Annotated in this window: 14 protein-coding genes; 8 read left to right on the forward strand and 6 right to left on the reverse strand. The window is 37.7% G+C overall.

All coding sequences use genetic code 11. The features are described 5' to 3' along the window. The first annotated feature begins 137 nt into the window (after positions 1-137). Entirely contained in the window at positions 138-2,054 is a 1,917-nt protein-coding gene (locus AC27IF_RS19375; protein WP_487056002.1) for a SurA N-terminal domain-containing protein, read from the forward strand. A gap of 94 nt (positions 2,055-2,148) precedes the next feature. On the opposite strand, the gene AC27IF_RS19380 is transcribed toward AC27IF_RS19375, so the two are convergent. From AC27IF_RS19380 to pspF, 6 genes are read right to left on the reverse strand one after another with little or no spacing between them, the layout of a single operon-like run. Then, a complete protein-coding gene (locus AC27IF_RS19380; protein ID WP_487056003.1) occupies positions 2,149-2,940 on the reverse strand; it encodes a peptide ABC transporter ATP-binding protein in 792 nt (263 codons plus the stop codon). Continuing rightward, the gene (locus AC27IF_RS19385) at positions 2,933-3,970 is read right to left on the reverse strand and encodes a peptide ABC transporter ATP-binding protein (protein WP_487056004.1); all 1,038 of its coding nucleotides are present in this window, start codon (positions 3,968-3,970) and stop codon (positions 2,933-2,935) included. The genes AC27IF_RS19380 and AC27IF_RS19385 overlap by 8 nt, the downstream gene beginning before the upstream one ends. After that, positions 3,970-4,863 carry an ABC transporter permease subunit gene (locus AC27IF_RS19390; protein WP_487056005.1) on the reverse strand — a complete coding sequence of 298 codons (894 nt, stop codon included), beginning with the start codon at positions 4,861-4,863 and terminating at the stop codon, positions 3,970-3,972. The genes AC27IF_RS19385 and AC27IF_RS19390 overlap by 1 nt, the downstream gene beginning before the upstream one ends. Beyond that, entirely contained in the window at positions 4,853-5,881 is a 1,029-nt protein-coding gene (locus AC27IF_RS19395) for an ABC transporter permease subunit (RefSeq protein WP_487056006.1), read from the reverse strand. Before AC27IF_RS19395 ends, AC27IF_RS19390 begins: the two co-directional genes overlap by 11 nt. 1 nt (position 5,882) lies before the next feature. Further along, positions 5,883-7,553: an ABC transporter substrate-binding protein gene (locus tag AC27IF_RS19400; RefSeq protein WP_487056007.1), complete on the reverse strand. Its 1,671-nt coding sequence runs from the start codon at positions 7,551-7,553 to the stop codon at positions 5,883-5,885. After that, a complete protein-coding gene (pspF, locus tag AC27IF_RS19405; protein WP_487056008.1) occupies positions 7,540-8,667 on the reverse strand; it encodes a phage shock protein operon transcriptional activator in 1,128 nt (375 codons plus the stop codon). Before pspF ends, AC27IF_RS19400 begins: the two co-directional genes overlap by 14 nt. Before the next feature lie 252 nt (positions 8,668-8,919). Between pspF and pspA the strand changes: the two genes are divergently transcribed. The 7 genes from pspA to AC27IF_RS19440 all read left to right on the forward strand — a co-directional run bounded on the left by pspA (position 8,920) and on the right by AC27IF_RS19440 (position 14,814). Next, entirely contained in the window at positions 8,920-9,579 is a 660-nt protein-coding gene (gene pspA, locus AC27IF_RS19410) for a phage shock protein PspA (protein ID WP_487056009.1), read from the forward strand. 115 nt (positions 9,580-9,694) lie between these two features. Next, positions 9,695-9,907: an envelope stress response membrane protein PspB gene (gene pspB, locus AC27IF_RS19415; RefSeq protein ID WP_487056026.1), complete on the forward strand. Its 213-nt coding sequence runs from the start codon at positions 9,695-9,697 to the stop codon at positions 9,905-9,907. Further along, a complete protein-coding gene (gene pspC / locus AC27IF_RS19420) occupies positions 9,904-10,377 on the forward strand; it encodes an envelope stress response membrane protein PspC (RefSeq protein WP_487056010.1) in 474 nt (157 codons plus the stop codon). The genes pspB and pspC overlap by 4 nt, the downstream gene beginning before the upstream one ends. A 493-nt stretch (positions 10,378-10,870) precedes the next feature. After that, positions 10,871-12,334, forward strand: coding sequence for a YcjX family GTP-binding protein (locus tag AC27IF_RS19425; RefSeq protein WP_487056011.1), 1,464 nt, complete (start codon positions 10,871-10,873; stop codon positions 12,332-12,334). Further along, the gene (locus tag AC27IF_RS19430; RefSeq protein WP_487056012.1) at positions 12,331-13,437 is read left to right on the forward strand and encodes a YcjF family protein; all 1,107 of its coding nucleotides are present in this window, start codon (positions 12,331-12,333) and stop codon (positions 13,435-13,437) included. Before AC27IF_RS19425 ends, AC27IF_RS19430 begins: the two co-directional genes overlap by 4 nt. A 203-nt stretch (positions 13,438-13,640) precedes the next feature. Continuing rightward, positions 13,641-14,453: a phenylalanine 4-monooxygenase gene (phhA, locus tag AC27IF_RS19435; protein WP_487056013.1), complete on the forward strand. Its 813-nt coding sequence runs from the start codon at positions 13,641-13,643 to the stop codon at positions 14,451-14,453. A 22-nt stretch (positions 14,454-14,475) separates the two neighbouring features. Then, entirely contained in the window at positions 14,476-14,814 is a 339-nt protein-coding gene (locus AC27IF_RS19440) for a 4a-hydroxytetrahydrobiopterin dehydratase (RefSeq protein ID WP_487056014.1), read from the forward strand. Positions 14,815-14,859: the final 45 nt, after the last annotated feature.

Raw genomic sequence — 14,859 nt, forward strand, 5'->3', positions numbered from 1 at the left:
GCAAACTTACTCTTCAAGCGGTGGTCTGCTTCTGCTAAAATCGCGAACAACAAAAATTATAGTCGCTATTATTATTAATTATTGTATTGCCAATAATTGACTCAATAGGGTATTTACCTTAAAGAAAAGAGATAAAAATGTTAGAAGATATTCGAGAAAGTTCGCAAGGCTTAACGGCTAAAATTATTCTTGGTCTAATTATATTAACCTTTGCGGTTGCTGGTCTTGGTAGCTATACCAATTCAGTTGATACATCGGTAGCCACAGTAAATGGCGATAAAATTAGTCAGCAGGAGTTTAACAAAGCTTATCAAGCACAGCGTAGCCGTATGGCTCAGCAGTTTGGTGAAATGTTTGATACCTTATCAAACGATAGTACTTATATGGCTAACTTCCGCCAAAGTGTTTTAGACAATTTGATTAATGAAAAGCTAATCGACCAAAGTGCAGCAAGCTTAGCTATTCGTGTTTCTGATGACCGTCTAAAAGAAAGCATTAGAACAATGCCTGAATTTCAAGTTGATGGTGTTTTTGATAACAACCGTTATTTAGCCATTATCAATCAAGCTGGTTTTTTTCAATCATCTGATTTTCGTGATTATCTACGTGTAGAAATGACACGTCGTCAATTAAGCCAAGCATTAGTTGCTAGTGAGTTTAACTTGCCGTATCAAGAGAAGTTACAACTTGCTCTTCAAAATCAAACGCGTGATATTCGCTTTGCGACTATTACCGCTAAGCAATTTGAAGCAGGGATAGAAATCAGTGAAGAAGATGTTAAGTCTTATTATTTAGCGAATCAAAGTCGTTTTGAAAACAAAGAACAAGTGAAAGTTAACTTTGTTAGTTTAAATGTAAATGATATTGCGAAAGGTATTGAAGTAACAGATGAAGATGTTGCTCAATATTATCAAGATAACATTGCTAACTTTACTCAAGCTGAGCAGCGCAGAGTATCACATATATTAGTTGAGTTCACCGAAGGTGATAGTGATAGAGAAGCATCTGCAAAAGCACAAGCTGAAGCTGTTGTTGCACGTCTTGCCCAAGGTGAAGACTTTGCTGCATTAGCAAAAGAATTATCTGCGGATACCTTTAGCGGTGAAAATGGCGGTGATTTAGATTTTCTTGACGCTGGAGTTATGGAGCCAAGTTTCGATGAAGCTGCTTTTGCTTTAGCAAATATTGGTGATGTGACTGAGATTGTTAAAACGAGTTTTGGCTATCACTTAATTAAGTTAACAGAGTTAAAGCCTGAAGCTATCCAAAGTCTTGCTGAAGTAAAAGACGAATTGAAAGCTAAAGTAAGTAATGAAGAAGCGCAAGAAGCTTTTTATGAGCAAAGCCAGAAGTTAGCTGAAGTGAGTTTTGAATTTCCTGATAGCTTAGACGATGCTGCCAATGAGGTGAATGCAACGATTCAAACATCAACTTGGTTATCTCGTTCAGGTAATCCAGCGCCATTTGATAACGTGAAAATTATTGAAGCTGCTTTTTCTGATATGGTTTTACAAGATAATATGAATTCAGATCTAATCGAAGTAAGTGATCAAGTAGCCGTTGTGTTACGTTTAGATACTTATCAAGAAGCAAATGTGAAACCGCTTGCTGAAGTTGAAGGGCAAATTAACACGTTATTAATTGCTCAAAAAGCAACTGAAAAAGCACAGGACACAGTTGAAGAATTATTAGTACAGTTTAAAGCAGGTAACGATATTAGCGCACAGCTTACTGAGCTGAATGCTAGCTTTACTGATAAAGCCGGTGTCGCTCGTTATAGTAGTGATTTAGATCAAAGCATCAGCCGTGAAGCATTTGTTTTGCCTCACCCTGTTGAGGGTGCTATCTCAGCTTCTAGTGTTGCGTTAAGTAATGGTGATTTAGCGCTTGTTGAAGTACAAGCAGTTCAAGTAACTGAAGCAGAAGCAAATCCTCAAATAGCTCAACAGCAAACGTCACAACTGGCTCAATCTGCTTATAAAAGCTATGTTGACTCATTGAAAGTGGGTGCAAAAATTACTCGTAAAACTGTTAGTGAGCCAACAACTTACTAGTCTCAGTATCAAGTAACGGTTTAAGATGGTAGGCGCTCGCTTACCATTTTAAACCTTATATCCAAACTGAATTAAACTCGGTTTAAAAAACAGATTATCTGCCTTTTCTAGCGCGTAATTGAAAACTTTGATTCATCATCAGTTTCTGAGTGATTTTATGTTGTGGTTTTGCCATAACTTCTAATGTCTTACCACTTTCAACAACCTTGCCCTGCGATAACACCATAATTTCATCACTGAAATGGCGAATAATGCCAAGGTTATGGGAGATTAGTATATAAGCCAACCCCATTTGTTGTTGTAAGTCTAACAATAAATTAATCATTTGAGAGCGTAAGGAAGGATCTAATGAGGCTAATGCTTCATCGAGTATAATCACTTGCGGTTGCAATATTATCGCTCTAGCGAGTGATATACGTTGTTTTTGGCCACCAGAAAACATATGAGGGTAAAAATTCATATGATCGCCTAGCAAACCCACTTTTTGTAATGTTTTTCGAATTAGCTCGGTACGCTTTTTTTCATCGAAGGGGGTATTAAGTTTTAATGGTTCGTTAAGTAACTGTTTTATAGTAAGACTCGGATTAAGCGTGGTACCTGAGTCTTGAAATATCATACGGATATGCTGACATCGGTGTTTATAACTACCCGATTTTAATTCTTGACCATTTAACATTATTTGACCGCTAGTTGCTGGCTCAGCCCCTACTAATAATCGTGCTAATGTTGATTTTCCTGAGCCAGTTTCACCCACCACCGCAAGAGTTTTATGCGCGGCGATACTGAATGAAAGTGAATCAAGCACCGTGGTTTGCTTTCTATTCAACCAAAAGCCTTTAGTTTGATAGCTCTTAGTTAAAGCATTAACTTTTAGTAATTCAGTCATGACAAACTCTAGCTACTTTTGGTTGCTTTTTTTTATGCAATTTAGGGTTTTGTAATAATGGAAAGTGACAACTGACTTTATGACCATGAAAATTACTGACTGATGGTGCCTTCACACAATCTTGTTGAGCCCTAGGACACCTTGGACCTAACCTACAACCGATAGGTAAATGTTGTAAAATAGGAATACTTCCTGGCAATGTCATTAAGCGAGATTTAGCGGGTAAATGCAAATTGGCCATTGGGCTGCTATCAACTAATGCTTGCGTATAAGGATGCATAGCACGCTCAAAAATTTGCTCGGTACTACCCGCTTCAACAAATTGTCCGCTGTACATAACCGTAATGGTTTTTGTCCAATGAGTAATGTTTTCTAAATCATGACTTATTAATAAAATAGCCATGTTTTTTAACTGATTTAAGCTAGCCAGTAATCGAAAAATTTGCCCTTGATTAGTATTTTCCATCGCTGCGGTGGGCTCATCAGCAATCAGTAAAATTGGTTGTCTAGCTAAAGCTATCGCAATCATAACTCGTTGGCACAGTGCCTCGGTAAGTTGATGAGGGTAACTTTTAATGCAGTCACTATGGTTTTTTATGCCAACTTTATGGACAAGCTTTATTACTGCGTCTCGACGTTGTTGTTTCTTTTGCCAAAAGTAACCGGATAGTTGACTCTCATCAATAGACTCAGCCAGTTGCTCACCCACTGTGGTGGTGGGATCTAAGCAGGCCATTGGCTCTTGAAATATCATGGCAACATCGCGAGATAGTATTGCTTTACGCTCAGGTATTGATAAGCGTAATAAATCGATACCGCGCCAATGAAAACGATCGGCATGAACATGCCATTTATCATCGAGTACAGCCATAATGGCTTGTGCTAATAACGACTTTCCTGATCCTGACTCACCAACCAGGCCTCGAACTTCACCTTCTTTCATTGATAAACTTACTTTATCTACAGCGAGGATCTTTTTCTCATCGTTTACCAGTTCAATGGATAGGTTTCTAATATCTAATAAATTCATTATCGCTCCTTGCGTTGCTTCAACGCATGGCGAATGCCTTCACCAACAAGGTTTGTGGCAACTACCGCAAATAAAATAGCTAAACCGGGCAAATATACGGTCCATGGTGCGATATAAAATAAATCCAAACCATTGGCCAAACTGGCTCCCCATTCAGGTAATGGTATTTGTGCTCCCAAACCTAAAAAGCCCAGTGTGGCAATATCTAAAATTGCAGCGGATTGAGCCAAAGTTGCTTGGCTCATGATCCTATCAACAATATTTGGGAAAATGGAGTAATACAAAATGCGAAATGGGCTAGCGCCATCAAGTCGAGAGGCTAGTACATAGTCTTTTCGAAACTCTTCTTTCACTGCATAACGTGTAATATGAACAAATTGAGGGATTAACACCATGACAACAGCCCAGACTGTATTACTTATGCCAGGACCAAGGATAGCGACAATGATAATAGCTAACAGCAGAGAAGGAATCGATAAAATCACATCGAGAAAATGATTAAGGAAACTTGATTTTATACCCGTGGTTAGTGCGGAAAATGAGCCAATCAACACACCAACTACAAGGGAGATAATTACCACAACAAAGCTTAGGCCGAATGTTAGCGAAGTACCGTACATTAACCTTGAAAGCATATCTCGGCCGAGTTCATCAGTACCTAATAGATAGCTTACATTACCATTTGCATGCCAAGCAGGCGGTAACAAAGGCATGTTTAATTGCCCTTCAATAGGAGAGTGAGGTGCTAAAACAGGACCGAAAATGGCTAAGATGATTAAAAAAATGAAACAGCTAAAGCCCACCATAGCAACAGGGGTCTTGCGAAAAACCATCCATAATTGCATAAAAGGAGAAGGAAATACCTCCTCTAAATATATTTTATCACGAGCCATGCTTTATACCTCGAGCGAGTGGGTTTAAGGCGGCATAAATAAAATCAGTTAGAATATGCACCACAAATATAAAACATGATAATACTAATAACCCGCTTTGAATGGCGGTGTAATCTCGTTGATCAATACTAACAATAAGCCAGCGCCCTATACCCGGCCAGCTAAAAATAACTTCGGTAACCATAGCTATTGTTACTAGGTTCGCAAATTGTAACCCCACGTGACGAATAATCTTAATTAAGGCGTTTCTAATCGCGTGTCTAAAAATGATGCGTTGGAAACTAAGCCCTTTAGCACTTACTGCTTTAATATAACTAGTCTCTAGTACTTCAATCATAGAGGTTCTAGCTAAGCGGATAAAAATAGTAGCAGGGGCAACAGCAACGACACAAGCGGGTAAAATAATATGTGCGGTGGCATCACTAAACGCTTGCCATTTATATGGACTATCGCTGAGTAAAATATCGATAAACTGAATGCCGGATACTAACTCTATTTCAAACAATAAACTGATTTGTCCTGCAGAAGGAAACCAACCTAAAGTAATGGAAAAGGTTAATATAGCCAACAAGCCTAGCCAGAAAACAGGAATTGAATACCCTAACATCGATACTGATAAAATAATGTTGTCAGCTGGCTTGTTATGCTTAATGGCAGCAAAAAATCCAAGCGGAATACCGACGAACATCGCAATCAGTAGTGCGACAATACTTAACTCTATAGTCGCAGGTAGTAAGTTTAAAATTTCATGACTAATGACCGACTGACTTGCCATTGATAACCCTAAGTCACCTTGTAAGATATGAGATAAGTAGGCTATGTATTGCACAAAAATATTACTGCTTGTTTGATAGCTCTCATTTAACAATATCAGTTGACTTGGTGTGGCGTTGATAGCTCCTGATAAATTAATAACAGCGTCACCGGGGAATAAAAAGCTTAGGCTAAACGATAATAATGTAAGTAATAGCATGGTAAAAATAAATAAGCTTAAGCGCCGTAAGGTGAAAATAAACATGTTAATTTATCGCCTTGTTAGTGCTTGCTTCATTATCAGCTTGAGCATTGCCTTCACTCGCTAATGCTTGTTTTGTAACTTGATAAAAACTAATACCACCAAATGGAGCGATGATTGAGCCTTTAATGTCTTTACCACGCGCTTGATAGCGCTTTGAATGTGCTATTGGAATAAGAGGAACTTCTTGAGAAAGTAGGGCCATGGCTTGGGTGTAATACTGTTTTCTATTTTTAATATTGTTCGTTTTCAAGGCTTTTTGAATAATATCATCATAGTCCTGATTACACCAAAAAGTTCTATTGCTACCAGAATGACTTGCTGAGCAGCTAAGCATTGGGGTAAAAAAGTTATCAGGGTCGGGATGATCAGCGGACCAACCTAACAAAAAAGATTGGTGCTCACCTAAGGATAAACGATGCAAAAAAGTATTCCATTCATAACTAACAATATTTACTTTAATATTGATCTTTTTCAAATCAGCTTGGATCAATTTTGCCATATTAATAGCGTTGGGATTGTATGGCCTTTGTACTGGCATTGCCCATAAGTCCATGGTGAATCCATCTGGATAACCCGCCTCGGTTAACAAGCTTTGCGCTTTCGATAAATTAAATTCTTGCGCTTTAGTATTTGTATCATAGGCCCACGAAGTATTTGGTAATATAGAATTAGCCACTTCCGCCTGTCCTTGGTAAATGGTCTCAAGCAATACTTCTTTATTAATTGCGTAGGAAAGCGCTCTGCGGACTAACACATTATCAAACGGTGCTTTGGTGGTATTAAAAGCAAAATAACCCACATTAAGTGCCGTCACCGACTCTAATAATAAATCATTACGCTCAATAATTTTTTCATGAGCGATAGGGTAGCTACTAACATCACATTCTTTAGCTAATAATTTTGTTAATCGACCAGTGTTACTTGAGGTGATATCAAAAACTAATTGCTCCATTTGCGCAGGTGCCTTCCAATACTCATCATGTCGATAAAAGCGAATTAACGAGCCAACTCTATATTCTCTTAATTTAAATGGCCCAGTACCAATCGGCATAATATCAATATTTTGCTCAGCACCTTTTGTTTTTAATTGTTGACCGTATTCATCAGAAAGAATAACGGCAAAATCTGTCGCCAAATTGGCTAAAAAAGTATTGTCTGGGCGAGATAGGTGAAAACGAATAGTGTAATCATTGATTTTTTCTATACGTTCAACAAGGTTTTCAAATTCAATATTTTGGAAAAACGGATAATGGCCACCCGAAATAATATGAAACGGATGTTCGGGGTCAAGAATGCGATTAAAGCTGAAAACAACATCATCAGAGTTTAGCATTCGGCTTGGGGTAAAATAATCAGTTTGATGAAAAGGAACATCTTTGCGTAAATAAAAAGTAATTTTTTTACCATCGCGAGTAACGTGCCAAGACTTAGCTAAAGCTGGCACTAGTTCATTTTCTTCACCTTGATAGGCAATTAATCTATCGTACAATTGATTAGAAGTAGCATCAATTGTAGTACCCGATGTGACTAATTGGGGATTAAAGGTTTCAGGAGAGCCCTCGGAGCAATAAATTATACTACGCTGACTTAAAGATAATTTACCTTCATCACTACAGCCACTCAGAATCAGTACGGTTAAAACAGCGCTGATGGCTGAATTAAGAAAGTTCATCAGCGACACTACCATCGAGTAAATTATATTTTTTTAAGTAACCTCTTAATTGATGATAAGTTAGCTCAAGAGCTTGCGCGGTTTTCTTTTGATTGAATTGACAGTGAGCCAAAGCAGACTTTATTAAATCTATTTCATAATTCTGCGACAATGATTTCAATGATTGCGGGAATTCAGTGGTAATTAACGTATTTAATGGTTGAGCTTCTGCAGAGCTTTCATTGTTATTGCTTTGTATAGAGTCATTCACTGAGTGAGACGGCTCAGCATTAGACGTATTTGGTTGACTAGTTGCAACACGGTCTAAGGTTTTAATTTGCTGGCTAGGTCTAAAAGGAGACTCAAAGGGGTCGATAATTAATTCATGTACGGGTAAATGTGGGTTATTGCAACGATAGACACTACGCTCAACAACATTTTTCAATTCACGAATATTTCCAGGCCAGTGGTATTCAAGCATGCTGCGCTTGGCTTTTTCGGTAAAACCGCTGAATAGTTCAAACTCTAATTCTCGAGCCATATTCATAGCAAAGTGCTCTGCTAGCATGGTGATATCTTCAAGCCGTTCTCTAAGAGGAGGTAAAGTAATTACATCAAAAGCTAATCGATCGAGTAAATCAGCTCTAAATTGTCCTGAGGCGGCTAAACTGGGTAAATCTTCGTTGGTGGCGGCCACTAAACGTACATCTGTAGTAATAGTGCGTGAGCCACCAACACGTTCAAATTCGCCATATTCAACAACACGGAGCAGTTTTTCTTGTATTAGGCCTGAAGTGTTAGCAATTTCATCTAAAAATAGTGTGCCGTTATCTGCACGTTCAAATCGCCCTTCATGGCGTTTACTCGCACCAGTAAATGCACCAGAGTCGTAGCCAAATAATTCGGTTTCTAACAAGTTTTCATTTAATGCGGCACAATTTAACTTTAAATAACTTTGTTCCCAACGTTTAGACAAATAATGTAATCGCGCTGCGACTAATTCTTTACCAGTACCACGCTCACCAATGATTAACACGGGCTTACTTAATGGGGCTATTTGCGATATTTGCTCTAATACTTCTAAAAAACTGTTAGATTGACCAAGAAGATTGTCTTGCTGATTAAAACGAGCCATGGTTTGACCTAATATTGCTACCTAAGCTTATAAAAGCACTCACCTTGTAGGCAAAATAACTTATTAGACTTGGTATTAGTTAATTTCACTAACAAATAGTGTATTTTATTAATCAATCAGATGACAGTCTTTTTTTATTATTTAATTAAGTCTTTAAAAACAGTTGCTTAATTTATTTTGTCAAGGTGGCGCAATTCATGAATAACTATGAGTAGACATTTAAATAGTAATTAAAGATAAGAGGAAGTTGTTATGGGTATTTTTTCGAGGTTTACCGATATTATCAATTCTAATATTAACAACATATTAGATAAAGCAGAAGATCCTGCGAAAATGGTTCGTTTGATTATACAAGAAATGGAAGACACACTTGTTGAAGTACGTTCAAGCTCTGCCAAAACCTTAGCTGACAAAAAAGAGCTTACTCGCCAAGTAACACGTTTTGAAAATGAAGCAGCGCAATGGCAAGAAAAAGCTGAGCTAGCATTAAGTAAAGACAGAGAAGATTTAGCACGTGCTGCTTTGATGGAAAAGAAAAAGAGCAGTGAAAATGCAAAAGCTCTAGTAGATGAGCTAGCACATGTGGAAGAGCATATTGCTAAGTTGCAAGATGAAATATCTCAATTGCAAGAGAAATTAGCCGATGCTAAAGCACGACAAAAAGCGATAATCATGCGTGAAAAAACGGTAAATTCACGTTTAAAAGTAAAGAAAAATATCGACAGTGGTCGTGTTAATGATGCTTTAAGCCGTTTTGACCGCTACGAACGTAAAATTGATGATATTGAATCACAAGTCGAGTCATATGATCTTGGTAGTAAATCATTAGCTGATGAAATTTCTGAATTAGAATCAGATGAAAAAGTTGATGATGAATTAGCGTCATTAAAAGCTAAAATGAAGAAGAAGTAGCGTTAAAGTTACCAAAAATTAATTTCGTGAGGTAAGATTTGCTCGTTATTCAACGAGAATAAAATCAACAAACGAATAAGAAGCATTAAGGAGAAGTATTGTGCATGACATCATTATGGCACCAGTGATCATTTTTATGGTGATAGTTGCCCCTATTTGGCTTGTATTACATTACCGCAGTAAAGGGCAAGTTAGCCAAGGATTGAGCGAAGAAGAGTATGTTCAATTATCTGATTTATCTGAAATGGCGGATAAAATGGCGGATCGTATCAAAACACTTGAAGCTATTTTAGATGCGGAGACCCCTGACTGGAGAAACAAATTATGAGTGAAAAACGCAAAGAATTGTTTCGTAATCCAGCGGCTGGAAAAATAGCCGGAGTTTGCGCGGGTATTGCCGACTATTTTGGCTGGGAAACCTGGTTAGTTCGAATTTTGGTTGTTTCGGGTGTCTTGTTTGGTATGCCATTTTTAATCTTTGGTTATATCGCAGCATGGTTTATCTTAGACAAAAAGCCTGGAACTCAGTCAGATAAAGGAGGCCATAAAACTTACCACCAAGCAAAAGGTAGACATTCAGCTAGAGAAAGTCACTATCAAGAGCAAGATTATGACAATGAAGAAGCTAACGAGTCTATTAAAGTCAAATCGAGAATTTGGCAAGCAGGGGAGCCACCTAAACAAGCATTTCATGATATTCGTCGTAAATTTATGACGTTAGAAAAGCAGTTACAAGGTATAGAGCAATATGTTACTTCGGCAGAGTTTACCGTGTCGCGAGAAATCAACAAGCTATAAGTGAGTTCAAGCTTATACCAATCCATCTAAAGAAGTGACCACACAGAACGACATGGGCGATATGAGAAAAAATAAAATATGTTTAGATATAGTTATTCTATATCAATCAAATTTTGTGCCTTTATCATGATGCCCATGCGTTCCCGAAGGGCGAGATTTAAAGGCTTATATGCTGCATTATTGATTTTAACAAAAACGCTACATGGACGTAGCTTATTAGAGAATGCAGGAGCTTATTCTCCTGAGTAACTATTATTTGCAATCAATGCCTTGCCTCTAAACCTTTAAATTCTCGCTAAGCGATCACTTTCTTAGATGAAATGGTATTAAATGCCTCAAAGGCGTCAAGTTGTGTGGCATCATCAGGTGTCATCCAAAATAATTTTTAATAGTACAGACTAATACTGTTATTTATCCAAAAAAATCTTTATTATCAAATTATTCAGTTTTTAAAGCTCTTCAAAATGCAGGTCAATCTGTAGTTAAATAACGCATGGCAATAATAAAAAAACATCGCTTAGATAGATTAAAGAATAAAGCAAGTGAACTGTTAAATAGAACTTTAGATCAACATATCAATTTAGCGGTTACTGGCTTAAGCCGTAGTGGTAAAACTGCTTTTATTACCTCTTTAGTTAATCAGCTCATTAATGAAGGCAGTAATCAGCAACTAAGCTTCTTTGATCCCGTACACCAGGGAAATTTTATTGCGGCTAAACGTGTTGCACAAAAAAATCTATCGATTCCCCGTTTTGATTATGATATAGCGATAACGGCATTAACAAGTGAACAACCGTCTTGGCCAGAGCCTACTCACGGTATCAGTCAGTTAAGGTTAGCAATTCGTTATCAGCCGAAAAAATCCTTATTAAAATATAGTGCTGACATGGCTACTTTAACGCTTGATATTACAGACTACCCCGGTGAATGGTTACTTGATTTACCCATGCTTAAACAAACGTATGAGCAATGGTCTGAACAAACTCATGCATTATTGTTAACTGAGCCAAGAGCAAAACATGCAAGTGAGTTTTTAGAAAAGGTTGCTCAAATTGATCCCTTTGCAATTGCTGATGAAGAGCAATTAGCATTGTTAGCCAAAGAATATACCGAGCTTTTACATACCTTTCGCCATCAATTAGGACTATCGGTCATCCAACCTGGTCGGTTTATTTTACCGGCAGAATTAGCTGGAGCGCCAATATTAGAGTTTTTTCCATTTCCAAACCTCAATGAGATTGATGGTAACGATTATCAAAATGCGAGTGATGACAGCTTTATTGGTATGCTCAGAGCAAGGTTTATTGAATATAAAGAAAGTGTTGTAAAGAAGTTTTATCAGCAACACTTTGTACGCTTTGACAGACAAATAGTTTTAGCCGACTGTTTATCACCGTTGAATGCCTGCTCAGAAAATAGTGGCCCTGAAAGCTTCGCTGATTTACAGCTCGCCATAGACATGATTTTGGAAAGCTATAGTTATGGCAAATCGGGTTTATTGTCGCGGTTATTTTCACCGAAAATTGATAAGTTAATGTTTGCTGCTACTAAGGCTGATCATGTCACTGCAGAGCAGCATGCGCCTATGGTTTCTTTGTTAAACCAATTAATTTTTCAAAGTAAACATAAACTTAATTACGAAGCGATTGAAATGAAAACCTTAGCTATTGCTTCAGTTAAAAGCACACAATCGGGTAAAAGTTTCCATCAAGGACAACAAATTTCAGTCATTCAAGGGAATAGGTTGGTGGCTAATGATAACGGCTCATCCGGTGAAAAGATTACCGTTTTTCCTGGCTCAGTACCTGAGCAATTACCTGATCAGACTTATTGGAAAACAGCCGCATTTAATTTTATCAACTTTGCACCGCCAAAAGGTATGACGATGCATCAGAGCTTGCCTCATATTCGTATGGATCAAGTATTACAGTTTTTATTGGCAGACAAAATGATATGAAAAATGTAGAAGAAAAGCAGCTTGAAAAACACCAGCAGCAAATTTTATTTGCTGATAATGAACTCTCAAGCAGTCAATTTGAACCGACAAGTAAAGCGGCTGAAGATGGCAAGCAAATATTGTTCGATAATCAAGATTACTTACCTGTAGAAGAGAGTAATGAATTACCTATTGCTTTAGAACAAACCGCAATGTCTGACGATAAAGCTGGCAGTAGAAAGCATAAGCCTCGCTGGTTATGGCGTATAGCATTTATATTATTTTCGGTTGTTATTACTGTTGAAACGGTTGAATTTTTTACTAGTGGCTTTGCAAATGAACCTATTTTAACCAGTATTTATGGGGGGATTTTAGCTTGCTTAGTGGTGATAGCCTCCACTTCATTAATAAGTGAATTGTCAACGTTACGTCAATTTAAACGCCGACAATCACTAAAGCAGCAAGCGCATCACTTACTCCATCAGCACGAACAAAGTGCTACATTAGATGGCGATACTAGAAATACTATTAATGTTGAGGATTTTTGCCAAAAAATCAGTAATAACTTGCCTTGTGATCTGGTTACTGAACAAGAAGAAGCTTGGCAAAAAGCACTTAATAGCGAACATTCATCCGCTGAGCTATTACAGCTGTATTCTCGTTTAGTGCTTAGTAAAGTTGATGAAAAAGCGATGCAAGAAGTTGCTAAATTTTCCACTGAATCTGTCGCATTGGTCGCATTAAGTCCCGTCGCTTTGATTGATATGTTGATTATGCTGTGGCGAAATTTACGCATGATAAACAAAGTTGCTGGTTTGTATGGTTTAAAACTTGGCTATTGGAGCCGTGTTAAATTGATTAAGCAAGTATTTGTTAACATGATTTATGCTGGTGCCAGTGAGCTGATCACCGATTTTGGCACCGATATGATTGGTGCTGATTTATTGGGAAAACTTTCCGGTCGACTAGCCCAAGGCCTTGGAGCAGGAATGCTAACGGCACGTTTAGGGGTTAAAACTATGCAGTTATGTCGCCCAATACCTTTTGATGAAAAACCTAAGCTTGGGCATGTTAGGAAAGAAATGCTCACAACTATCAAAGGTTTACTTTCAAAGAAATCTTAATATCTTTTAATATTCTTCTTAACTGTAATTATTGTTGTAATCATATTTTTACAATAATAATTACTGCTGCTTTTTTGTCCGCTCTGTTTTACTTCCCTCTGGTTAATTTTTTATCTTAAGATAAATACAACTACTGGTGCTCAGCGCCCAAATGTCTTTAAAAAAACTATAATGAATAAAGGCAGGATAGAAAGGTTATTACAATGGCAAAGCACACTAAGTATGTTTCTAAGCATGCAAACGAGCAGGGTGTTATCGAATGGACACCACAAGAAAATAAAATTTGGCAGACTCTAATCACGCGCCAATTAGCACACATAAAAGATAAAGCCTGTGATGAATACATTGAAGGCTTGGATAAATTACAGCTACCTACCAATAAAATACCTCAGTTAGATGATGTCTCTAAAGTATTACGTGAAACCACTGGTTGGCAATGCTATCCAGTACCAGCGCTTATCGGCTTTGGTGAGTTCTTTAAATTATTGTCAGAGAAAAAGTTTCCTGTTGCCACCTTTATACGCAGTGAAGATGAATTAGACTATTTACAAGAGCCTGATATTTTTCATGAAATATTTGGTCATTGTCCGCTGCTAACAAATCCATCTTTTGCTAACTATACTCAAGCGTATGGGAAAATGGGGTTGAAAGCGAGTAAAGAGCAACGGGTTTTTCTAGCGCGTCTATATTGGTTTACAGTTGAATTTGGCTTACTCGATACCCCGCAAGGTTTGCGAATCTATGGAGGCGGTATTATTTCATCGCCAAGTGAAACTGATTATGCACTAACAGATGACAAAGCGGAAAGAAAACCACTGAGTAAGGCAAATATACTGGATGTTCTCAGAACGCCATACCGAATAGATATCATGCAGCCAGTGTATTTTATGCTAAATAAAGTTACTGACTTAGACAGCATTAGAGAGTATGAAGTTGACGATATTATGGCGCTAATTGAAGAGGCTAAAGAATTAGGCATTTTTGCCGCGAAATTTCCACCTAAAGAAGTTGCGTAAGCACTAAAATAAGGATTAAACAATGAGTGAAGTATTATCAACACAGCAATGTGAGGCTTGTCATGTCGATGCCCCATCAGTTACTGACGATGAATTGAAAACCTTGTTGGGACAAATACCTGACTGGGTACCTGAGGTTAGAGATAACGTCATGATGCTAGAGCGAGAATATAAATTTAAAAACTATAAGCTTGCTTGGGCATTCGCGAATAAAGTGAGCGAACTGGCTGAGGCTGAATTTCATCACCCGTCAATTTTACTTGAGTGGGGAAAAGTAACAGTGACTTGGTGGACTCATTCCATTCAAGGTTTACATAAAAATGACTTTATTTGCGCAGCAAAAACGGATGAATTACTGTAGAAATTGTACAAATATATAATTGTTATGAGGGTCTTATAACAAATT

The sequence above is a fragment of the Colwellia sp. KS18-150 genome, assembly GCF_057551365.1.